Source organism: Sedimentibacter saalensis (assembly GCF_007830175.1).
Classification (GTDB): domain Bacteria; phylum Bacillota; class Clostridia; order Tissierellales; family Sedimentibacteraceae; genus Sedimentibacter; species Sedimentibacter saalensis.
Map to the genome: position 1 here is coordinate 209,784 of NZ_VLKH01000005.1, position 23,869 is coordinate 233,652.

Below are 23,869 nucleotides of genomic sequence, written 5' to 3' on the forward strand. Positions count from 1 at the left end.
GTTTTTAATAAGGAGAAAAATATGATTGATAATTACAGTACAGAAAACAGAAACCTGCCTCTGATACCCATCAGGGGAATTGGTATTTTTCCGGACACAGTGATTCATTTTGACATAGGAAGGGAAAAGTCAATCAATGCATTGGAAGAAGCCATGCTCGAAGATTCTGACATTTTTCTTACAGTTCAAAAAGAAGCTGACATAGATTCCCCTAAGGAAGATGATTTTTACGAAGTCGGAGTTATCTGTAAAATAAAACAAATGATAAAAATGCCCGGTGACAACATAAGAGTGCTGGTGGAAGGAATACGAAGAGCTAAAATTGTTTCCATAATACAGGAGGAACCTTATTTTGAAGTTGTGCTAGATGAATATATCTACAACTTTGAACTTCCTCTTGACGACAGAATGGAAGCCATGGTAAGGCTTACCATGGACAATTTTGAAGAATATTCATCAGTGTATCCGAAAATTTCACCGGATGCAGCAATAACACTCAAGGAAATAAACAATCCTGACAAGCTTGCAGATGTGGTTTCATCATATATTTATTTGAAGACTGAACAAAAGCAAAGCCTTCTGGAAATATTTGACCCTTACAAAAGACTTGAAAAAATAAATTCAATTCTTGCAAAGGAAATAAAAGTTCTTCAGATAGAAAGCGAAATAAGCGAAGTTGTAAAAAAACAAGTAAGCGAATTTCAAAGGGATTATTATTTAAAAGAACAGTTAAGGGCAATTCAAAAAGAACTTGGTGAAGATGAATCTGCTGAGTTTGAAGTTGATGAATACCTAAAGAAAATAGAAGAAGCACATATGCCTAAGGAAGTTAAGGAAAAAGCTGAAAAAGAAGTCAGCAAGCTCTTGAAAATTTCTTCTTCATCTCCTGACGCCGGAGTTATCAGGACATATGTGGACTGGCTCATAGACCTGCCATGGGACAAGAAAACCAAGGACAACACGGATTTAAAAAAAGCAAGGGCAATTCTTTCTGAAGACCATTACGGACTTGAAGAAGTGAAAGAAAGAATTCTTGAATACCTTGCTGTCAAACTTATTAACAAAAACATGAAGGGCCCCATACTATGCTTTGTGGGACCTCCGGGAGTTGGTAAAACTTCCATTGCAAAATCTATTGCAAGGGCTATGAACAGAAAATATGTGAGAATATCTCTTGGTGGTGTAAGGGATGAAGCTGAAATAAGAGGTCACAGAAGGACATATATTGGTGCAATTCCGGGAAGAATAATTTCATCCATAGCAAAAGCCAAAGTGAACAACCCTGTATTTTTGCTGGATGAAATTGACAAGCTTTCAAGTGACTTTAAAGGAGATCCTGCTTCGGCGCTTCTTGAAGCACTGGATCCTGAACAGCACGGCACATTCACGGATCATTATATTGAAGCACCATTCAGTCTGGAAAATGTCATGTTCATAACAACGGCAAACTCCACTTCTACAATTCCCGAGCCTCTTTTGGACAGAATGGAAGTAATTGAAATATCCGGTTATACTGATATTGAAAAAAGAAATATTGCTTTGAAATATCTTGTTAAAAAGCAGGTTTCAGAACACGGGCTCAAGGAAAAACAAGTGAAAATTTCTGAAAATGCAATAAATGAAATTATTGAAAGATACACAAGGGAATCCGGAGTTAGAAATCTGGAAAGAAATATAGGAAAACTTGTGAGAAAATCTGCAGTACAAATTGCAGAGAAAAAGAAAAAGACAGTTGCTATTAACAATTTGAACCTTAAAAATTATCTTGGAATACCAAAGTATGACTATGATCTGGCATATGAGGAAGACCAGGTGGGTGTTGTAACAGGGCTTGCATGGACTCAGTCCGGCGGAGAGACTTTGTTTATTGAAGTCAACACCATGAAGGGAGACGGAAAACTTCAGCTTACAGGTCAACTGGGCGATGTAATGAAGGAATCTGCCATGGCTGCGCTGAGCTATATCAAGGCGAATGCAGAAAAATTCAACATAGATTATACAATGTTCAAAGAAACTGACATACATGTCCATGTTCCTGAAGGAGCCATTCCAAAGGACGGTCCTTCAGCAGGAATAACCATGGCGACTGCTATAATTTCGGCTCTTACAAAGAAGCCTGTAAGAAAAGATGTGGCCATGACAGGAGAAATTACAATAACAGGAAGAGTTCTCCCAATTGGAGGACTCAAGGATAAGCTTCTGGCTGCAAAAAGGGCAGGTATAAAGAAAATTGTTCTATGCTCTAAAAACAAGGCTGATGTTTCAAAAATTGACAATAAAATTCTGCGCTCAATGGAAATTGTGTACGCGGACAGAATTGAAGATGTTGTTAAGGAAGCACTTAGATAAAATGAATAGTGAAGAATGAAGAGTGAAGAATGAATTGAAGGATTTGTGCCTGGCACAAATCCAACATATAATTCTTAATTCTTAACTCTTAATTCTTAATTTCATTAGGAAAGAGGAAAATATGATAATCAGAAAAGCTGAAATAATAATGACAGCTGTAAAGAAGGAACAATATCCGGCAACGGTTGTACCGGAAATTGCATTTGCAGGAAAATCAAATGTCGGAAAATCATCAATGATAAATGCGCTTTTAAACAGGAGAAGTCTGGCCAGGACCAGTTCTCAGCCTGGAAAAACTCAAACAATCAATTTTTACAACATAAACGACATGCTAAACTTCGTGGATTTGCCTGGCTACGGATATGCAAAGGTATCAAAGACAGAAAAAAGCAAGTGGGGCGCAATGATTGACACATATCTGCACAACAGAAACCAATTGAGAGAAGTTTTTCTTTTAGTTGACATCAGACATGAACCGAGCCAAAACGATATTCAGATGTACAACTGGATAAAAGAATGCGGCTACACTGGATATGTTATTGCATCTAAAGCAGATAAACTTTCAAGATCTCAGCAGATAAAAAGTATAGCAGTAATTAAAAAAACACTGGAAATTAAAGAAAATGGATTAGTATATCCTTTCTCAGCCACTTCAAAGGCAGGGGTTGAAGAAATATGGAACTTGTTTGAAAATGTGCTTGGAATAAAAGAAGAATAAAAAAATCATCTTCCGCAATAATCGCTCTGGGTGATTAAGCAGCCAAAAACAGGGTATATTATTATCAACGGGAGGAGTAATGATGGATTATATACTTGAAAAAAAAGTCCATAGCGATTTAAGCGGTGTTAAGAATATAGTTGAAGACATCTTGCTTAATATAAGGGACGTAATAAATGAAAACATATTTTTTAACACGAAGATAATTCTTTATGAGCTGCTCATTAACGGCGTCATGCACGGTAACAGTCAGGATGTGAGCAAACTTGTGAGCGTTAGAGTTTTAATAAACAACAGATGTATTATCATTGAGGTTGCTGACGAAGGAAAAGGTGTTAACTATATTCATAAAGAACTGGGAGAATACGACTTTTCAGAATCAGGAAGAGGGCTTATGCTTGTAGAAGGACTTTCTGATAAATTTTCCGTTGAAGGAAACAGAGTTACTTGCATACAATATATAAAATAAGCGTTTTAAATCTAGTTAACATTTGATATAATAGACACGAAGGTGTTTATTTTTTTGCATCTGCAGGAGATAATTATGGATAACATTAAACTTTCGGTCAGGGAGCTGGTTGAATTTGTATATAAAAGCGGCGACATAAATGTTAAAAACCTGAGTCCCGACAGAGCATTAGAAGGCATGAAGGCACACAAGCTGCTGCAGTCAAACATGGGTGAAAACTATAGTAAAGAATATTACCTCAAAAATGAATTTACTCTTGGAGATATTTTGTTCATTGTTGAAGGCAGAGCAGATGGGGTAATAACAGAAGAAAGTCAGACAACAATTGATGAAATAAAGTCCACATACACGGATCTTGAACATATAGATGAGAATTACAATGCTGCTCACTCTGCCCAGGCCAAATGCTATGCCTACATGTACAGCATTGAAACCGGTAAGGAAGAGTTGACAGTCCAGCTTAGATACTTTAATCTTGACAGCGGTAAAACCAAAGTATTTGCTAAAAAATACAGCGCATTGGAACTTAAGTGTTTTTTCTATGAACTTCTTGAAATGTATTTAGATTGGGCACAGACAATCATAAGGCTCAAAAAAGAAAGAGAACAGTCAATTGAAGAACTTGATTTTCCTTTTTCCGGCTACAGGCAGGGACAAAGGAATTTTTCTGTTGCTGTGTTCAGGACAATAAAAGAAGGAAAAAAACTGTTCGTACAGGCTCCCACAGGCGTGGGCAAGACTGTGTCATGCCTTTTTCCTGCAATAAAGTCCATGAACACAAAACAAAATTCCAAAATATTTTATCTTACAGCAAAGTCCTCAACAAAATCAATTGCATTCAACACCATCAAAATGATGGTAAACAAAGGGCTGAAGCTTAGAACAACAATAATAACAGCTAAGGAAAAAGTATGCTTCATGGAAGAAACAAAATGTGATCCTGAATTTTGCCCATATGCTAAAGGATATTTCGACAGGCTGAATGTGCCTCTTAAAAAAGCACTTAAGGAAGAATGCCTTTATTCAAGGGAATACATTGAACAAACAGCCAGGGAACACCAGCTTTGCCCTTTTGAGCTAAGCCTTGATTTAAGTTACATGTCAGATGCAGTTATATGTGACTACAATTATTATTTTGATCCAAGGGTTGCTCTTCAAAGAGATGATGTCTTTAAAAATTCTAACGACATACTTCTCATAGATGAAGCCCACAACTTAGAAGACAGAACTCGCAGCATGTATTCTCCATGTCTTGTAAAGGAAGAATTTTATGAGACATGCAAAATAATGAAAGAAATAGATAAAAAAATAGCCAAGCTGCTTACAAACATAAACAAGAAATTCATAGAAATTAAAAAATCATTAAACGAAGAAACTTCTGAACTTGAAGACGAGCCGTCAGAACTCATCAATGGACTTAGAAAATTCACAGCGGAAGCTGAAAAATATATAAATGACAGAAACAATGAAAACATTCCGGAAGAGTTAGTAGACTTATATTTCAAAAGCAATTTTTTTATTAAAATATCTGAAATTGCAGACAGCAATTTTTGTTACTATGCTGATTTTAACAAGAAGGAAACAATCATCAAATTATTTCTCATAAATCCGTCAGACATCTTGAAGGAAATTGAAAAAAATGCCTGGTCTTGTATTTTCTTTTCAGCCACACTCACACCTCTTAAATATTTCAGGTACATGCTAGGGGGAGAAGAAGATGATTACATATTAAAAATCAAATCACCTTTCAGGGAAGAAAATTTGAAATTGTTAATAACAAGCGGCATTTCCATGAAGTATGCTGTTAGAGATGCTAATATTAAACAGTCATGCTCATTTATAAACGCAGCAATAAACGGTAAAAAAGGAAACTACATGGTGTTTTTTCCTTCATACAGCTTCATGGAAAAAGTGGTTGAAACATATGAGGATATGTTTGGAATTGAAAACATCATTGTACAAACTCAGGGAATAAATGAGGATGAACAATCAGAAATAGTTGAAAAATTCAAAACAAGGACAGATGTGGTTCTTTTCACTGTTGTGGGTGGAGTTTTTTCAGAAGGAATTGATTTGCCCCTTGAAAAATTAATCGGCGCGGTTATAATAGGTACAGGAATACCGCAAATTTCCTTTGAAAGAAATTTAATCAAATCATTTTTTGATGAAAAATTCCATTCAGGATATGATTTTGCATACAAATATCCCGGATTTAACAAAATACTTCAATCAGCAGGCCGCGTAATTAGGACAGAAAATGACAAAGGTGTTGTCATGCTTATAGATTCAAGACTTTGTCAATCAACATATTTAAAGTTATTTCCTGACCACTGGAGGCATTATAAAAAGACAATGAGCTTTGACCATGCACAGGAAGATATAAATTTATTCTGGAAGGAAGAAAACATATGATAAACATCGTATCACATAAAAATGTTGCAAACAACAAATTGGTTTCAAAGGAAGAAATGGAAGAGCTTTTAAAAAAAGACAGCGCAAAAATTTACGAAGTTATAAGAGTCGTGGAAGGACGCCCTGTATTTTTGAGAGAACATTTCGACCGCATGAATGAAAGCATACGCTTAAGCGGATTAAAAGGCGTCTTGGACTATGAATATTACATGCGCTCTGCAGAAATGCTCATAAGTGCCAACAATCTCTTAAACTGCAATATAAGGGTTTCATATTATTTTACTCATGAGGATGTATTGCTCTTTTATTTTATTGAAAGCCACTATCCTTCAAAAAAACAATTTCAGGAAGGTGTGGACACTGTCACTGTAAAGATGCACAGGAAAAATCCAAACGTTAAGGCTTTTGAAAAAAACTTCAAGGAAGAAGTACAGAAAGTAATTGATGAAACCGGATCATTTGAAGCAATTCTTGTAAATGATGACAACACTGTAAGCGAAGGAAGCAAATCAAACATATTTTTTGTCAAAAAAAATAAAATAATAACTTCTCCTGATGAGGCTGTTCTTCTTGGAGTAACAAGAAGCAAGGTAATTGAAGTGTGCATGATGAACAACGTGGAAGTGGAAAAAAGAACTGTTCATTTTGACGAACTTAATAGTTTTGATGCAGCATTTATTACAGGAACTTCAAACGATGTGCTTCCAATAAGGAAAATAGATGAAAAGCTGTACAATTCAGCAGGAAATGATGTTGTAAGAAAAGTATCAAGATTGTATCTGGAAGAAATGAAAAAATAGGATTAAGAGTGGTCAATCGCAGTTTCGTTCACCAAATTATCAGCTCCCTAACGGTCGCATAATTTGGGAACTCATTGCGTTTGACCTACCATCAATTCTTGCTTCCCTACGGTCGCAACAATTGGGTTATGTCATAAAACACAAAAATGGCCTCGTGGCCATTGTTGTGAAGCATTAATATGCATAAAAGGGGTATTGGGAATATATTTTGGTTATCGGGGGGGATAACCAAAATTATTATAGCAAAGAAAGAAATATTATGCAAGCTTTTTTTACAAATTTCTCAATCATATGAAAAATAAATTAAAATAATTCGATAAGAGGTTAATATGGAAGTTTATTTAGACAACAGCGCAACAACAAGAGTAAGACAGGAAGTAATGGATGAAGTTACAGATGTAAATATTAATTGTTACGGAAATCCTTCATCAATACATAGAATGGGTCTTAAAACAGAAAAAAGAATTGAAGAAGCAAGAAAATATGTTGCAAAAATAATAAATGCAAAGACAGATGAAATATTTTTTACCGGAGGCGGTACAGAAAGCAACAATATTGCTTTGCTGGGTCATTTATACGGTATTGAAGGAAAGAATAACGTTGTTACCACCAGTATTGAGCATCCGTCAGTCTACAATGTTTTAAAGCATTTTAAGGACAATGTGGAAATAAGATACCTGGAGACAGACAACTTTGGAAGGGTGAATCTTGAGCAGCTTGAAGATTTAATTGACGAAAACACATTGCTTGTGTCAATAATGCACGTAAACAATGAGCTGGGAATAGTGCAGAATTTAAGTGAAATATGCAAAATTACAAAAAATAAGAACAAAAATACAAAAATACATGTTGATGCAGTACAATCCTATGGTAAAATAAAAATTGACACGAACAAAATTCCTGCTGACACCATTTCTTTCAGCAGCCACAAAATACACGGGCCAAAAGGTGTCGGAGGGCTGTTTATAAGATCCGGAGTTAAAATAAACCCGATTATTTTCGGCGGAGGTCAGGAAAAAAACATAAGGCCGGGAACTGAAAATACACCTGGAATTGTAGGGTTTGGGAAAGCATGCCAGCTTGTTTATGAAAATTTTGAGGAAGAAACAACAAAACTCAGGAACCTAAAAAACTTGTATGCAAAAAGGCTCACAGAAGAAATCAAGGACATGAAAATAAACAGCACTCTTTCAGATGACGGGGCTCCTCATATTTTAAACGTATCATTCAAGAATGTAAGAGGAGAAGTGCTGGTGCATTTTCTGGAAATGAAAGGTGTTTATGTTTCAACAGGTTCTGCCTGCTCTTCAAGAAGCAAGTCCAACAGGATTCTTGAAGCTATACAACTTGATCAGGATTATGTGGATGGAACCATACGAATAAGCCTTGGACATTTCAACAACGAAGATGAAGTTGAATATGTGGTCGAAAGCATTAAACAGTCAGTTGAAGAAATACGAAAAATCATGAAGTTATAGGAAAGGAAAAAACATGTACAATATAGTTGCAGTGAGCTTTGGAGAAATATTTCTAAAGGGAAAAAACAGAGGCTCCTTTGAACACAAACTCATAGAACAAGTTAAATTTGCCTTGAAGGAATTCAAGGACATTGTTGTCTACAAAGAACTGGGAAAAATGTTTATTGAAACATCCCATGAAGAAGACATGGACAGCATATTAGAAAAAACAAGGAAAATATTTGGTATTGTTGCAATAAGTCCATCCATAAAAACAGAAACAGACCCTGAAACAATGACATTAAAGGCAATTGAGCTTTTTAAATATTTAAAGGATACAAGAGATTTCAAGACATTTAAAATTAACACAAAAAGAGGGGACAAGAAATTTCCCATAGGTTCCATGGACTTCAGCGCAGCTGTGGGAGGGAGAATACTTGAGCAGTTTCCTGATGTAACTGTGGACGTGCACAATCCTGAAGTAGAAATTAACATTGATATCAAAAAGCACTGCTTCATATCATCTGAGAAAATAAAAACAGCCGGTGGACTTCCCATTGGTTCAAGCGGCCGTGCTCTTCTTCTTTTATCAGGAGGAATTGACTCTCCAGTAGCGGGTCACATGATTGCAAAAAGAGGCGTTGAAATAAATGCTCTTTATTTTCACACATATCCTTTCACATCTGAAAGGGCCAATGAAAAAGTAAAGCATCTGAAAGAAATTCTTGAAGAATACTGCGGCAATATAAAACTTTACAGCATAAACATCCTTGAGGTGCACAAAGCCATCAAAGAATTCTGCAGAGAAGAAGAAACAACAATTCTTGCCAGAAGATTCATGATGCGCATAGCTGAAAGAATTGCATCAAATAACAACATGGATATGCTCATAACAGGAGAAAGTCTCGGACAGGTTGCAAGCCAGACAATGAAATCCATGGCTGTAATAGAGGAAGCAATAAATATGCCCATTCTAAAACCGCTGATTGGTATGGACAAAACTGAAATAATGGAAAGGGCAAGAGAAATAAACACATTTGAAACATCAATTCTTCCATACGATGATTGTTGTTCAGTGTTTGCTCCTAAGCATCCTCTCATAAATCCAAAACTTGAATCTATTAAAAATTCTGAAAGCAAATTGGACATAGAGCAGCTTATTGAAACGGCAATTTCCACAATAGAAATTCTTTAAATTCTGCACACAATTGATTTGATGACATATATTGAGTTAAAACAAGAAATGGCATGCCAGCTTGTTTATAATATTAGAAGAGGTGAAATATATGTCAGATGAAATAAGAGCAACAAACTTTGACTGCTGCGACCGTATAGGCGGAATAGGCGGAAACGACTGGCTAGAGTGGATAATCATAATTGGTATTATTTACTTCCTGCTGTGCGGCAATAATTTCTTCGATAGAGGTTGCTGCAGATAGAGTACTTATGGAAAGGCCAGATGCATATGCATCTGGCTTTTATTGTATTTTATTGAAATTATATTGTTAATTATAACATTTTTCTTGATTTTAAAATATATCGGTTGTATACTAAGCTTTAATAATGTAAAATAAGGAGGATGAAAATGAATAAAGTAGCACTGTTTTGTAAAATTCCTAAGGAAACTTTAAATTTGTTTTCCGAAGAGAAATATACATTGATAGAACAAGAAACAAGCGAAGCAGACGGAATAGTAATGAGAAGCATGGACATTCATGACATGAAGTTTTCAAAACAACTGAAGGCCATAGCAAGATCCGGAGCAGGAGTTAACAACATACCAATAGAAAGATGCGCTGAAGAAGGAATCGTCGTATTCAATTCTCCCGGAGCAAATTCAAATGCAGTTTGTGAACTTACATTCCTGGGACTTTTGATGAGTTCAAGAAAAATAATCGACAGCATAGACTGGACGAGAAACATAGAAAAAAATGTCGTGGAATCAGTGGAGAGAGGCAAATCTAAATTTGTTGGGCCTGAACTAAAGGGAAAAACTCTTGGGGTAATAGGTCTGGGAAATGTGGGACACCTTGTTGCAAACATGGGTGTGAAGCTTGGAATGGAAGTTATAGGATTCGATCCGTACATATCTGTAAAAAATGCTCTGGCTTTGTCATGGGATGTTCAGTACACAAGCGATATAAACGAGCTTTACAGAAGAAGTGACTACATCACTCTTCATGTTCCTTACAGTGATGAAACTAAAAATTATATAAACAAAGAAAATATAAAATTAATGAAGGACGGTGTGAAGATACTCAACCTTGCAAGGTCAGGCATTATTAATGACGATGACCTCATAGAAGCATTAGAAAGCGGCAAGGTAGGATATCACGTATCAGACCTTCCTACAGAAAAACTTTTGGCTGCTAAAAATGTTGTGTGCATACCTCATCTTGGCGGTTCAACTTTTGAAGCAGAAGAAAACTGCGCAGAAATGGCTGTAACTCAGCTTACTGAGTATCTGGAAAGAGGAAACATCACAAATTCAGTTAATTTTCCTGATTGCTCAATGGACAGATATCCCGGAACTGACAGAATTGTGGTATTGAACAAAAATATTCCAAATATGATAGGACAAATGACTACAGCCCTGGCAAGCCACAACGTAAACATAATAGGAATGGTCAACAAGAGCAGAGGCGATTATGCCTGCAACATAATAGATGTTGTTGGGGAAATAAATGAAGCAAAACTTAAAGAGCTGGAAGAACACTACGGAATATTGAGAGTAATGCTCATAAGACAGAAGACAGAACAAAAAACAAATAACATACAATAGCATTAGATAGTAGTAAAAGGCGGAGAAATAATGAAAAAAGTCAACATATATTCAGACGGAGCCTGCAGCGGAAATCCCGGTCCGGGAGGATACGGTGTCATACTTGAATACAACGGCAAGGAAGCTGAACTGAGTGGGGGAGAAGAAAACACAACAAACAACAGGATGGAGCTCATGGGCGTAATCATAGGCCTTGAAGCATTAAAACAGCCCTGTGAAGTAACTGTAACTACGGATTCCAAATATGTGACAGATGCATTTAATAAAGGGTGGCTTGTATCCTGGCAGAAAAAAAACTGGAAAAAGTCTGACGGTAAGCCGGTTTTAAATTTAGAGCTATGGCAAAGGCTTTTGAAAGCTGCAAGCATTCATAATGTTACGTTCATTCACGTCCTTGGACACAACGGGCATCATTACAATGAACGCTGCGACAAGCTTGCTGTAAGAGAAAGGGATAAATTTTCTAGTTAACTATTAAGAAACATTCATAGCCTCATGAATATTATAAATTAACAAATTATATTATGAGGTGATTATATAATGATTTATAGACAAGATCAAAATTTATGCCCCAACAAATTTACCATGCCCTATGTGGTTCAGCCCGGTGATACTTTAAATTCCATTGCGGCAAGATTCGGAACAAATTTAGTTGGACTTCTGGAACTTAATCCTACACTGAGACTTCGCACCTTGACTGAAGGAATGTCTCTATGTGTTCCAAGGGTTCCTGAAAGACCATCATGCATTAACGGAGCATATTATACAATTGTTGAAGGAGACAGCTTTTACAACATTGCCCTAAGGTATAGACTGCCTTTGAATATACTCCTTGAAGCTAACCCGGAAGCAAATCCATATGACTTAAAGGTTGGCCAGGAGATATGCATTCCTAATGTGCCCGCAGGCTGTCCTTTTGGAACAGTTGTAGTAATTCAGGAAGGAACAAGATTAAGCGACATTCTTATATCTTACAATTTAAGCCTTAATGAACTGGTGGAAGCTAACCGCGAATTTAATCCGAACATAATAGTTCCCGGAACAGAACTTTGCATACCTCCTGAAAACTTTCAGGAATGTGACACAGAAAACTCAAGAGAATATATTATAAAACCTGGAGAAAGCCTGGCAACGGTGGCAATTGCACACAACATTTCGCCATCTGCATTACTTACTGCCAATCCAAATTTAAGGCCGTCAAACTTCCTTATTTCTGGAACCAGGGTATGTGTACCAAATGTATAAATAGATAATAGGAGAAATAAATGAACAGCAAAAAAAAAGTAGGAATTGCTTTAGAGGGCGGGGGAGCAAAGGGTGCTTACCAGATAGGTGTCTTGAAAGCTTTAAAGGAACTAGACATCCATTACCAATGCGTGGTCGGCACATCAATCGGAGCTCTTAACGGAGTGTCCTACGTATTGGGCGATTATGATAACAGCACTGAACTGTGGAGCAAATTTGATTTTTCATATTCGGACAATAAAAAAAAGAAAAGCAAAAATTCTCAAGATATATTTGATAAAATAACAAGAAACATCGACAAATTTGAAAATAGCTATTTGAAAAGCTCAGGTGTGGATCCTGAGCCCATCATTGAATTTTACAAGGATGTGGTGAGAGAAAAAGATATTCGTGATTCAGTGATTGAATACGGACTTGCAACATACTGCCTCACTGACAGAAAACCATTGAAGCTTTTTAAGGAAGATATACCGGAGGGTATGCTTCACGAATTTGTTTTTGCCAGCTGTTATCTGCCGGTATTTACACCAAGGCCCATAGGAGATAAGTATTATCTTGATGGAAGCATGTTTTTAAAATTACCTGTGGAAATGGCGGCTGATAAGGGCTGTGATATAATAATTGCAGTACGCCTGAGACCTGAAAAGTATGATTACAGCAGTTTTGAAAATGTTGAAATAATAGACATAGCACCTGATGAATATTTAAGCAGTACATTAGAAGCAAGTTCGGAAAGAATAAAGTGGATGATCCGTCAAGGTTATGAAGATGCAAAAAGAATACTTGATGAAAGACGCCAGATATTTTAAATATCGGCGTTTTTTAAATAAAAAAACAGCAGAATTTTCTGCTGTTTAATAATTTATAAAACAAGTGAAGGCGGAGCATAAACTCTTGCAGCCAGCTCCTGGTTCAGCATGTAAAGACCTTTTGCATCTGATCCGAAAACATTGTATTTTAAAATCAAATCTTCTGCATTTTTTTCTTCTTCGCCTTGTTCCTTAATGAACCAGTCTAAGAATTGTGTTGTACGATAGTCCTTTATATTGGAAGCTTCACTGTAGATATTGTTTATGGAAGCTGTAACAAACTGCTCATGTTTCAAAGATTCCTGAAGCGGTGACATGAAACTTGAAAAAGTGATGTCTGGAGCCTTGATTTCTGTGAGTGTCACTTTTTCGCCGTTGTTTTGCAGGTATTGAAGGAATAAAAGTGCGTGGTCTCTTTCTTCCTGTGCCTGAACTTTAAACCAGTTTCCAAAGCCGTTAAGCCCTGCTTCATTATAGTAATTTGACATATCCAGATATAAATATGCCGAGTAAAATTCTTTATTAATTTGTTCGTTAATCAAACTTGATACTTTTTCATTCAACATGATAATCTCCTTTAAGTAATCTATTTAGTATATAGATACCCAAAAATATTCAAACAAAACAAAAAATAAAAATTCATATTAACTTATTTTGCTCTTTGTCATATACTACATGGAGGTGATTGCTATGATATGTGATGAAAAGGTGGCTGCAACGGGCATGAGCAATGGACGATTGATGCTTTTCTTACTGGAACTATTTGGCGATGATTACATATGTAAAAAGGCGGTTGATTTAAGCGGTCTTGAGAAGGCTTCTATACACAGCATCATTACCTATGAAAATTGTGTGTATCTGGCCGATTCATTCAACAATAAAATTTACAAATATGGCTATAATGATGGTGATTTTCTAGAAACAACGGTAGGAAGAGATCCACGCCACATGTTCATTTACAATGATACCATGTATGTTTCAAATTTTGATTCCGACAATATTTCTGTAATTGATTTGTCAACATTCACTTTGACAGAATCCATACCTGCAGGAATAAAGACACACGATGTAATTGTAGCTGAAGACAGTAAAATGCTGTATACAACCTGCTATGAAGAAAATTTGGTTATAGAATACAGCCTGATAAGTGAAAACAAACGCTATTTCACCACAGATGGAAAGCCTATGCACCTGGTTTTGTCAAATGACTGCCTAGTAGTGATGACATACTTTGTAAACGGAAATGTTCACACAAAAATAAACTTTATGGATTTGCAAAAGGCAGCTGTTAATGATGTAATAGAACTAGAAGGACTTGCATCTGATTTTTTAATTGACAAAAATATGATTTATACAATTAACATAGTTGATAAGAGCCTTTATGTTATTGATGTCTTTAAAAGAAAAATAATAAAGAAAATCTTTCTGGGCGGTTATCCTGAAAGTATTGCCGTCGGTAAAAATAACATATATGTGTCAAATTCCAAAAAGAACCAGATTGTATCCGTTGACAAGCAAAGTCTTACAATAAACGAAACAATAGAACTAAATTTTATTCCGGACTGCATAAAGATTATTTAAGGTCTGAAGTCAGTGTATTTATGATGCTGCCGAATATTTCTTCAGGATTTGAATCCCATTTTTTGCATATGTTTTTTGCTAAATCTTCTGTTGGAACATTTATGCTTAAGCTGAAAATGATGGATTCATTTTCCATGACCTGAAGAGTCACAATATACTCGTCTTCTTTTCTTTTGTAATAGTGTCCAAGCAGTTCCCTCTGTCTTTTAATCTGCTTTTTTAAAAATGAAAAGTTTGTTTCTACTTCCTTTGTGAAATAATCGGGAAGCTTATCTGCGAACATTTCAAGTGCAGCAATGCCTGCTTCTGATATGGAATAATACTCATTGCCATTTTTAGAGTTTAGTACTACAAACTTTGCATCACACAAGTCACCTAAAAGCTGCTGAAGGGTAAAATAATCCATGATGTTATGATCTAATATGTAATTTGTAAGCTCAATATTAGTAAGAGGGATGTTGATGTAATTGAGCATATATAACAATTTTAATTTATCCTGTGCAATTTTGTTGCCGTTTCCCAATTTAGTCCTCCTGGATAATATATATTATTTATTATACCAAAATATAAATTAATAACAATATAAAATATGAAAATTCTTCATGTGGACATTATTGTTGTTATGATATAAAATTGATATATATAAAAAAAAGGGGTATGAAATGAAAAAAGCGTATTTGTTATTGACAGTATTATCATTTGTGTTGCTTACATCTTGCAGCAACATTCAGGGGGAAGTTCCATCATCAGGCAGCGCTACGGAGCAGGAAGCACCTGTTGAAAATGAAGACATCACACTTCCAGAAGAAACGGTAAGTAATAATGATAATAAAAACAATGAGGATGAAGTAATTATTGATCCTGTATCACAAATAGATTTATCATTAAATCCAAATGAACTTGGTGAAATAATGATTTTAATGTATCACGGAATAGGGGATACTGAATCAGACTGGCAGAGAACTCCGGAAAATTTCCGAAAAGATCTGGAATACATGTATCAGAACAAGTATCAAATGATAAGCCTTAATGACTATGCCAAAGGTGAAATAAAAACTAAGGCTGGATACACACCTATAATTCTGACTTTTGATGACGGAAGGCAGAACAATTTTAACTACATTGAAGAAAATGGGCAGCTTGTCATAGACCCTGACTGTGCTGTGGGTATACTTGAAGAGTTTAAAAACAAGTACAGCGATTTTGATGTTACGGCAAGTTTCTTCCTTGGCACAAACCCTTTCGGACAAAAAGAATACGTAAATGATAAAATGAACTTTCTTGTTGATAATGGTTATGACATCGGAAATCACACATACAGCCACGAAAAGCTCGAAATGCTGGGAAGTGATGATATTCAGGCTGAAATAGGAAGCGTGAACAACATAATAAACTCATACGTGCCTGACTATAATATTGAAACATTGGCTCTCCCTCACGGAAGCAACCCAAAAGATGAATATTTAGACTACATGCTTGAAGGAAGTTACGAAGGCAGGGAATATAAAAACATTGCAGTTCTTGACGTGGGCTGGAGGCCTGCATATTCGCCTTTTGACACCATGAACAACTTCAAGAGCCTGTACAGGGTTACTGCAAGCGAAATAAAGGTGGACAACTGCGGAATGTATGATTACTTCAAACAATTCGAAGCAGGTTCAAGAGAAAAATTTATAAGCGATGGAAACAGCAATGTTGTTACAATACCAAAAAAACATGAAGAATATCTGAACAAGGAAATAACAGGAGAAAAAATAATAAACGTATATTAAGGGAGGCTTGCCTCTCTTTTTTGTTCGCCATTAATTTAATAAATAATATTGAGAACTTCAAAAAAATCGAGTACAATAGAGTAAATTGAAATGTAGGGGGAAATGATGAATATAATAAATCCAAGCATTAAGCTTAAAAGTATCATAGACCGAAATGATTACGAGAAAATAAAGTACTTAGAAAATATATGCCATGAACATGATAAAACATCACTTAAACTTGAACTTGATTATAAATTAAGTAACTTGAAGTCACCAGAAACAAATTTAGTTAACATAAATGAATTTATGTATTTTAACAATGATGAGCTTATAGGGTACTTAGGAATCTGTGATTTCGGAGGGGACGAAATCGAAGTGAACGGAATGGTTCATCCCCAGTATAGAAGAATGGGTGTTTTCAAAAGACTTTTTTCACTGGTTCGTGATGAATGGCAGAAAAGAAAATCCGTTTCCATGCTGCTTATAAGTGACCATCAATCAACTTCCGGAATTGAATTCATAAAAAGTGTATGTGACGGGTATGCTCATTCTGAATATGACATGATTTTAAACATTGAAAGTTTTCAAAAATTACAATCTAAAACTCTTAAGTTAAGAAAAATCACAAAAGATGATGCATCAGAAATTGCAAGACAAAATTCAATGTATTTCAATATGGAGTTCTCAGAAGAAGATAACATTGAAACAGAGGGCGGAAGCTATAAAAACATTACATATATGGCAGAAAAAGAACATGAAGCAATTGGCAAGGTAAGGATTGAAATCAACAACAAACAAGGAGGAATTTATGGATTGGGTGTATTGCCTGAATACAGGGGCCTTGGTTACGGACGTCAAATACTTTCAATGGCAATTGAAGAACTCTTGAAAAACAATGCTGAAAGTATTTTTTTGCAGGTTCTCACAAATAACAAAAATGCACTTAATCTTTACAAGTCCTGCGGTTTTTCTGAAAGATACACCATGGATTATTATATTATTAGAAATGACAATGGAGAGAATTATGGATGATAACAAAAAATCCGAAATAATGGACAAAATGACAAAGGTATGTATCTGCAAGGGAATTTCAAGGTCTTCAATCAAGAAAGCCATAAAGGAAGGTGCCCTTACAGTTGATGAAGTAAACAAAATTACCGGCTCAGGCGGAGGTTCCTGCGGAGGAAATAAATGCAGGGAAAAAATTCTCATGCTTATTAATGAATGGGAGGAAAATCAATGAATCAGGACTTACAAAATATAATTGAAGAAAGCGACAACATAGTATTTTTCGGTGGAGCAGGTGTGTCAACTGAAAGCGGCATACCGGATTTTAGAAGTGTTGACGGGCTGTACAGCACAACATACAAATATCCGCCTGAAACAATCATTTCTCACAGTTTTTTTGTGAGAAACACATCTGAATTTTATGATTTTTACAAAAATAAAATGATATTTTTAGACGCTTTGCCAAATCAAGCTCACATAAAGCTTGCTGAACTTGAAAAAAGAGGAAAGCTAAAATGTGTTATAACACAAAATATTGATGGACTTCATCAGGAAGCCGGCAGCAAAAATGTTCTGGAGCTTCACGGTTCAGTCAGGCGCAATTACTGTATGAAGTGCGGTAAGTTTTATGACGTGTACAGCATAGTAAATTCAAAGGGTGTTCCAAAGTGCCAGTGCGGAGGAACTATAAAACCCGATGTAGTGTTGTATGAGGAAAGCCTTGATAGTGAAATTTTAGAAAAATCTGTGGAATACATAGAAAAAGCCGATGTGCTCATAGTTGGGGGAACTTCACTTGTTGTGTATCCTGCAGCAGGTCTCATTAATTATTTTAAGGGGAAAAAGCTTGTGCTTATAAACAAGTCTTCAACTTCACTGGATAAAAGGGCTGATTTGGTAATCTGCGACAATATCGGAAAAGTATTTCAATAAATCAAAATGAGGATTAAATGTACAGAAGAAAAGAAATATTAAGCATACTTGCAGTAATGATTTTAGTAGTTGTAATTATAATATTTGCTTATGAAAGAGATGTAAGGAAAAACTTGACAAGCTCTGAAATTCAGTGGCTCAAAGAGCAGGACTCCATTATTTATGCAGCAAACGACAATGCTCCGCCACTGCGTTTTGTAGACGAAATTGATGATCAGTACAAAGGTGTTGTGGTGGACTACATCAATCAGCTGTCTCTTGAACTTGGAGTTGACATTCAGACTGTTCCCATGGAGTGGAATCATGCATTGGAATCACTGAAAAATGGAAATACTCACATATGTGATATGTTTGTTAATGAGGAAAGAAGCAGATATTATTTGTTTACAGACCCCATTTACAATTTAAGGACAGTTCTTCTTACAAAAAACAACAAAAGCTTTGAATTAGAACAAATTAACAACATGGTAATTGCAACAGAAAAAGGTGATTATGCCAATGCATACTTAATTGAAAATTATCCTGCTGCAAATCTTGTGTACACTCAAAATGTTGAAGAAGGACTTGAAATGTTTTTATCAGGTAAAGTTGATGCAGTAATTGGCGATGAGCCAATTATAACATATCTTCTTGTGGAGAGGGGTCAAAATACAAATCCTAATTATATCAATCAGGTTCTCTATGAAGAAGAGGTTGTTCTTGCTGTATCAAAAAATAAGCCTGAGCTTGTTTCCATACTCAACAAGGCTATTTTGCAGATGAACAAAAAAGGACAACTTGAAAAAATTCAGCAAAAGTGGTTTGGAATATCAACGCCTCTCATTGCAAAGAAGACTGACGCAGAAATGATTGAAAATATAATTATTTCCGTTATAATAGCTTTAATTGGTTTCACAGTGATAATTTTAAACAACTATTCTCTAAAAAAACAGGTGAGACGTAGAACCATTGAACTTGAAAGCAGCCGCAATGAGCTTAGGATAATTTTTGACGGCATGACTGAATACATGATTGTAGTTGACAAAAACAAAAATATTATAAACTGCAATAAAAGTTTTGCTGATTTTTCTGGAACTACAAGAGAAAAAATTGCAGGAGAAAACTGTGAAAATTATTTGAAAAATTTCTGCAACGGCTGCACAGGCTGCATGGCTGATGAAACTCTCAAATTGCAGAAAACAATCAAAAAAGAAGTAATGGCTGGCAAGGATGTTTATGAAATAACTTGTCAGCTGCTAAAAGGAGCAGAAGACACTGTACTCATTTCAATAAAAAATATAACAATAGATAAAATAAACAGAAACCAAATGCTTCAGACAAACAAAATGATTGCAGTGGGGCAGCTTGCAGCAGGCATGGCTCACGAAATCAGAAATCCGCTGGGGATTATCAGGACACAGAGTTACTTGCTTCGTTTAAATGAAAATCAGGAAGAAACAACAAACAAGTCTCTGGATTTCATAGATTCAAGCGTGAACAGGGCAAGTTCGATAATAGACAACATACTTAGTTTTTCAAGACTTACGGGAAACAAAAAAGATTTTGTAAATCTGAAGGAAATAATTCAAAAAATAATAGAGATGCACAATGATATAATCAAAAAAGAAAATATAAGAGTTTCTCTAGAATGCAGTATTGATGAAAAGCTGAAATTGAGCACAGAAAGCATGGAACACATTTTGCTTAACCTTATTTCAAACGCAGTAGAAGCAATGGAGCATGGGGGAGAAATTAAAATAAACGCCAATGTAGAAGAAGGCAATATCATCATTGTGTGCGAAGATACAGGATGCGGAATTGACGAAAAAAACATGAACAACATATTCAATCCTTTTTTTACAACGAAGGAACTTGGAAAGGGAACAGGCCTTGGGTTGTTTATTGTTTATTCGGAAGTGGAAAAAATGGGCGGCAAAATTCATGTATCCAGCAAACTTGGAGAAGGAACAAAGTTTACCATAACAATACCAGCAGAAAGGAACAATGATGACAGGATTATTTAAAATATTAATAGTTGATGATGATGCAGATTACAGAGAAACATATAAGATGCTTCTTAAAAGAAAAGGATACAATATAGAAGCCGCATGTTCTGCCGAAGAAGCATTAAATGTAATGGATAAGGAATTTTACCCTCTTATTATTACAGACATTATGATGCCCGGTAAAGACGGAGTGAGCTTTTTAAGGGAAGTAAAGGACTTATATGACAAAAATGTTGAAGTTATAATGGTAACCGGCTACGGCAGCATTGAGACAGCAGTACAGACAATGAAAATGGGAGCCTTTGGTTATTTTATCAAAAGTCATAACCCGGAAGAGCTGATACTTGAAATAGAAAAAGTTTATAAAATATTTTCTCTGCAAAACATCAATAAAATCAACAAAAACAATGAAAAGGGCAGACATCTTTGTACCAGCAAAAACAAGAAAATGCAGAAGGTTTTTGAAATGGTTGAACTTGTGGCTGCAAGCAACTCAAACGTACTGATTACAGGAGAATCAGGAGTAGGTAAGGAAATAATTGCCCATTTGATTCATGAAAAAAGCCCACGTGCTCAAATGCCGTTCATACCAATAAACTGTCAGTATTTTTCTGCAGGATTAATTGAATCTGAGCTGTTCGGACATGAAAAGGGAGCCTTCACAGGTGCAGCCTCAAGAAGAATAGGGCATCTTGAAGAAGCAAACGGCGGAACAATTTTCCTCGATGAAATCGGAGACATGGAAGAAAACACACAGGTGAAGCTGTTAAGAGTATTGGAAACAAAGAAGATTGAGAGAATAGGATCAAACAAATTAATTGATGTTGATTTCAGGCTGGTTTCAGCAACAAACAAAGATCTTGGCAAATCTGTTCTTTCAGGCAGGTTCAGGGAAGACTTGTACTACAGGATAAACACCATAGAAATAAAGGTTCCTCCCCTCAGAGAACGAAGGGAAGACATTGAAGATTTGATTTATTTTTTCATCAACAGGTTCAACATGGAAATGGGAAAGGGAATAAAGACCATTGACGAAGATACAAAAGCATATCTTTTAGACTACAAATATCCCGGCAACATAAGGGAGCTTAAGAATATTATTGAAAGGCTTGTGGTTTTGTCAAATGGAGGTGTACTTAAGGCAGAAATGTTCAAAACCGAGAAAATCAATGTCAATGAAAATGAAAAAGAAAATATTACACCTTACAAGGAAGCAAAACAAAATTTTGAAAAGCGTTACATTATTCAGGTGTTGAAAGAATGCCAAAACAACATAACACATGCTGCAAATATTATGGAAATAAGCAGAAGACAGCTTTTCAACAAAATAATTGAGTTGGACCTTAAGGAATATATCAAATAATAGGAAAAAAAGTGCTAGGAAAAAAATTTCCCGTTGAAAAAAATTTCCTGGTATTTTTTATGCCTTTTGGCCTTGTTGCCGGTTTTAATTCATATAAAATGTTGGCATGCATATTGCTTATATATAAGTGAACTATATATTATTGGAGGTAATCAAATGGAATCACAAAGAAAGAAACTTGAGTTTTACGGCGGTGAATGGATGTCATTTATTCCATTCCTGGTATTTTTGGCATTAATAATCACAACAACATTTCATTTTGGATCAATTTCAGACGGCGCTTTGTGGGTGCCTGCATTTATGGCTATTATCGTCGGTTTTTTCTTTGCAAAAAACAAAAGTGATTTTGCTAATGCTGTAATTGATGGTATGGCAAGCAAGGAAGCAATAATCCCTGTAGTGTGCTGGCTGTTTGCAGGTGTATTTTCAAGAATATTGAGAACATCTGGTCTTGCATCAGGTATTGCCGGTGTTGCAGCAGGCATGGGGGTAAGCAGCACAATGTTCATAGTTGTTTCATTTATCGCATCAGCTGTTTTTGCAACTGCATCAGGTACTGGCTTTGGCACAATAGCAGCAGGCATGGGCGTTCTTTATCCGGCAGGTGTTGCTCTTGGTGCTAATCCTGCAATGATGGCAGGAGTTATAATTTCAGGAGGAGCATTTGGTGACAACCTGGCTCCTGTTTCAGACACAACAATTTGTTCTGCAACTTCACAAGGCGTTGATGTACCTGGAGTTGTTAGATCAAGACTTAAATATGCCATGGCAGCAGGATTAATAACAATCATATGTATTTTTATATTCGGTTCAGGAAGTGGGGCAGCCGGAGCTGCAGCTGAAGCTTACAGCTATGATCCTAAAACATTGCTCATGTTAATTCCTGTTATAGCAACAATATACATTGCTGTAAAAACTGGAGATATAATAATTGCTACAACTATAGGTTCAGTGTTTGCTGCAGCAACAGGAGTTGCCGCTGGATTGTTTGACATAGTTCAAATAGATGTAGTTGATGCAGTAAGACCTGCTCTGCTGACAGTTTCAGGTGCCGGACTTGACCGTACAGTAGGTGGAGTTATTTATGCAGGTTTAAACAGCATGATTCAGGTTTGTATACTTGCACTTCTTCTCTTTGGTTCAATTTCCATAATGAGACAAGGACAGGGAGATGTAAAGCTCTTAAATGCCCTGGGAAAAGTTGCAAACACAAGAATTGGAGCAGAGCTTACAATTTCAGGAATGGTAATAATCCTTTCAGCACTTATGGGATTGAATGCACCGGCAATTCTGGCAGTTGGAGCTTCATTTGCAAAACCTTTGGGAGACAAGCATGGAATAAGCCCATACAGAGTTGCAAACCTTCTGGATGCACAGTCAAACACATTGTGTTATGCACTGCCTTGGACACCAGCCATGATTTACACATTGGGTTTTGCAGCTGACAGCAGCGCCCCATTAGTGGCAACACAAGTTATGCCATACGTATTTTATTCATACGCAATGCTTGCAGTAATGTTTATTTCTATACTGGCTGGCATTGGACAAAACGACAATTTAAGTAAAGCATCAAAACAAAAGAAAGAAGCTTAAAATGATAATGACTGCCATGTATTTGCATGGCAGTTAAAAATTATAAAAGCCCTAACCCCATTGTAGGGTTACTGTCCTCCCGCTGAAAAATGGCGGAATAGTCAATTACCGTAATATATAAAAAGGAAGTGTTTTAAATGATAAAAAAAGGCGAATGGGTTTTAATCCACAGAAATGTATTAGAACCATCACAAAGAGCTCCTCAGGTTCCAGATGACACAAAACAGGTACCACTGGAATTATGGGTTAAAGGATATTTGCAGTCAGATGCAAATATTGGAGATGAAGTAACAGTTTTAACAAGAACAAAGCGCGAAGAGCGCGGAACATTGTTGGAAGCTAATCCATATTACAAACATGATTTTGGCAAGTTTGTTCCTGAACTTTTGGTAGTGAGCGAACAAGTAAGAAACATCTTATTTGGAGGTGCAGAAAATGAATAAAGATATGAGCTACGCTGCAGTCATGGCCAGAAGACCGGAAATAATGAAAAATTCAGCAGGACTTGATTTTTCTCAGTTTGAAAGCGGTTCAATTGCATTTGACTATGAAAGAATGATGAAAGAAGCAGGATTTACAATTGCAGAAATTCAAAAAATTCAGTCAGAGCA

Annotated in this window: 23 protein-coding genes; 21 read left to right on the forward strand and 2 right to left on the reverse strand. The window is 36.0% G+C overall.

The genetic code is table 11. The features are described from left to right. Positions 1-21: 21 nt before the first annotated feature. The 12 genes from lon to LY60_RS10995 all read left to right on the forward strand — a co-directional run bounded on the left by lon (position 22) and on the right by LY60_RS10995 (position 13,041). A complete protein-coding gene (gene lon, locus LY60_RS10945) occupies positions 22-2,349 on the forward strand; it encodes an endopeptidase La (RefSeq protein WP_145083437.1) in 2,328 nt (775 codons plus the stop codon). Between the two features lie 121 nt (positions 2,350-2,470). Then, positions 2,471-3,067, forward strand: coding sequence for a ribosome biogenesis GTP-binding protein YihA/YsxC (gene yihA, locus LY60_RS10950; RefSeq protein WP_145083440.1), 597 nt, complete (start codon positions 2,471-2,473; stop codon positions 3,065-3,067). Between the two features lie 79 nt (positions 3,068-3,146). Beyond that, on the forward strand, positions 3,147-3,536 hold the full coding sequence (locus LY60_RS10955; protein WP_019228488.1) for an ATP-binding protein: 390 nt from the start codon (positions 3,147-3,149) through the stop codon (positions 3,534-3,536). Between the two features lie 75 nt (positions 3,537-3,611). Beyond that, entirely contained in the window at positions 3,612-5,948 is a 2,337-nt protein-coding gene (locus LY60_RS10960; RefSeq protein ID WP_145083442.1) for an ATP-dependent DNA helicase, read from the forward strand. Beyond that, entirely contained in the window at positions 5,945-6,748 is an 804-nt protein-coding gene (locus LY60_RS10965) for an aminotransferase class IV (RefSeq protein WP_145083445.1), read from the forward strand. The genes LY60_RS10960 and LY60_RS10965 overlap by 4 nt, the downstream gene beginning before the upstream one ends. A gap of 329 nt (positions 6,749-7,077) precedes the next feature. Continuing rightward, positions 7,078-8,226, forward strand: coding sequence for a cysteine desulfurase family protein (locus LY60_RS10970; protein WP_145083448.1), 1,149 nt, complete (start codon positions 7,078-7,080; stop codon positions 8,224-8,226). Positions 8,227-8,239: 13 nt separating this feature from the next. Continuing rightward, a complete protein-coding gene (gene thiI, locus LY60_RS10975) occupies positions 8,240-9,400 on the forward strand; it encodes a tRNA uracil 4-sulfurtransferase ThiI (protein WP_145083451.1) in 1,161 nt (386 codons plus the stop codon). Between the two features lie 91 nt (positions 9,401-9,491). Continuing rightward, the gene (locus LY60_RS18055) at positions 9,492-9,644 is read left to right on the forward strand and encodes a hypothetical protein (protein WP_019228483.1); all 153 of its coding nucleotides are present in this window, start codon (positions 9,492-9,494) and stop codon (positions 9,642-9,644) included. 146 nt (positions 9,645-9,790) lie between these two features. Further along, the gene (locus tag LY60_RS10980; protein ID WP_212633477.1) at positions 9,791-10,987 is read left to right on the forward strand and encodes a 3-phosphoglycerate dehydrogenase family protein; all 1,197 of its coding nucleotides are present in this window, start codon (positions 9,791-9,793) and stop codon (positions 10,985-10,987) included. Between the two features lie 30 nt (positions 10,988-11,017). Next, the gene (rnhA, locus tag LY60_RS10985) at positions 11,018-11,458 is read left to right on the forward strand and encodes a ribonuclease HI (RefSeq protein WP_145083457.1); all 441 of its coding nucleotides are present in this window, start codon (positions 11,018-11,020) and stop codon (positions 11,456-11,458) included. Positions 11,459-11,527: 69 nt separating this feature from the next. After that, positions 11,528-12,232 carry a LysM peptidoglycan-binding domain-containing protein gene (locus tag LY60_RS10990; protein WP_145083460.1) on the forward strand — a complete coding sequence of 235 codons (705 nt, stop codon included), beginning with the start codon at positions 11,528-11,530 and terminating at the stop codon, positions 12,230-12,232. Between the two features lie 20 nt (positions 12,233-12,252). Continuing rightward, the gene (locus tag LY60_RS10995; RefSeq protein ID WP_145083463.1) at positions 12,253-13,041 is read left to right on the forward strand and encodes a patatin-like phospholipase family protein; all 789 of its coding nucleotides are present in this window, start codon (positions 12,253-12,255) and stop codon (positions 13,039-13,041) included. 53 nt (positions 13,042-13,094) lie between these two features. Here the strand turns inward: LY60_RS10995 and LY60_RS11000 are convergent, their stop codons facing one another. Next, the gene (locus LY60_RS11000; protein ID WP_019228478.1) at positions 13,095-13,607 is read right to left on the reverse strand and encodes a ferritin; all 513 of its coding nucleotides are present in this window, start codon (positions 13,605-13,607) and stop codon (positions 13,095-13,097) included. 124 nt (positions 13,608-13,731) lie between these two features. Between LY60_RS11000 and LY60_RS11005 the strand changes: the two genes are divergently transcribed. Then, positions 13,732-14,622, forward strand: a complete 891-nt coding sequence (locus LY60_RS11005; RefSeq protein WP_145083466.1) for a YncE family protein — start codon at positions 13,732-13,734, stop codon at positions 14,620-14,622. Here LY60_RS11005 and LY60_RS11010 read toward each other — a convergent pair. Then, positions 14,615-15,145 carry a DUF4364 family protein gene (locus LY60_RS11010; RefSeq protein ID WP_019228476.1) on the reverse strand — a complete coding sequence of 177 codons (531 nt, stop codon included), beginning with the start codon at positions 15,143-15,145 and terminating at the stop codon, positions 14,615-14,617. The genes LY60_RS11005 and LY60_RS11010 overlap by 8 nt on opposite strands. A 139-nt stretch (positions 15,146-15,284) precedes the next feature. Here LY60_RS11010 and LY60_RS11015 point away from each other — a divergent pair, with 139 nt between their 5' ends. From LY60_RS11015 to ortA, 8 genes are all read left to right on the forward strand, one after another. Continuing rightward, positions 15,285-16,394 (forward strand): polysaccharide deacetylase family protein, encoded by a 1,110-nt coding sequence (locus LY60_RS11015; protein WP_145083469.1) that lies wholly within the window; start codon positions 15,285-15,287, stop codon positions 16,392-16,394. A gap of 105 nt (positions 16,395-16,499) precedes the next feature. Next, positions 16,500-17,408 carry a GNAT family N-acetyltransferase gene (locus LY60_RS11020; protein WP_246145419.1) on the forward strand — a complete coding sequence of 303 codons (909 nt, stop codon included), beginning with the start codon at positions 16,500-16,502 and terminating at the stop codon, positions 17,406-17,408. After that, on the forward strand, positions 17,401-17,619 hold the full coding sequence (locus tag LY60_RS11025; RefSeq protein WP_145083475.1) for a (2Fe-2S)-binding protein: 219 nt from the start codon (positions 17,401-17,403) through the stop codon (positions 17,617-17,619). Before LY60_RS11020 ends, LY60_RS11025 begins: the two co-directional genes overlap by 8 nt. Beyond that, positions 17,616-18,317, forward strand: coding sequence for an NAD-dependent protein deacylase (locus tag LY60_RS11030; protein WP_145083478.1), 702 nt, complete (start codon positions 17,616-17,618; stop codon positions 18,315-18,317). Before LY60_RS11025 ends, LY60_RS11030 begins: the two co-directional genes overlap by 4 nt. 17 nt (positions 18,318-18,334) lie before the next feature. Further along, positions 18,335-20,320, forward strand: coding sequence for a transporter substrate-binding domain-containing protein (locus tag LY60_RS11035; RefSeq protein WP_145083481.1), 1,986 nt, complete (start codon positions 18,335-18,337; stop codon positions 20,318-20,320). Beyond that, on the forward strand, positions 20,301-21,665 hold the full coding sequence (locus LY60_RS11040) for a sigma-54-dependent transcriptional regulator (protein ID WP_342783532.1): 1,365 nt from the start codon (positions 20,301-20,303) through the stop codon (positions 21,663-21,665). The genes LY60_RS11035 and LY60_RS11040 overlap by 20 nt, the downstream gene beginning before the upstream one ends. Before the next feature lie 156 nt (positions 21,666-21,821). After that, positions 21,822-23,258 carry a Na+/H+ antiporter NhaC family protein gene (locus LY60_RS11045; protein ID WP_145083484.1) on the forward strand — a complete coding sequence of 479 codons (1,437 nt, stop codon included), beginning with the start codon at positions 21,822-21,824 and terminating at the stop codon, positions 23,256-23,258. 137 nt (positions 23,259-23,395) lie between these two features. Then, complete coding sequence (gene ortA, locus LY60_RS11050) at positions 23,396-23,701, forward strand: 2-amino-4-oxopentanoate thiolase subunit OrtA (protein ID WP_145083487.1); 306 nt, start codon at positions 23,396-23,398, stop codon at positions 23,699-23,701. The last annotated feature ends 168 nt before the right edge of the window (positions 23,702-23,869 follow it).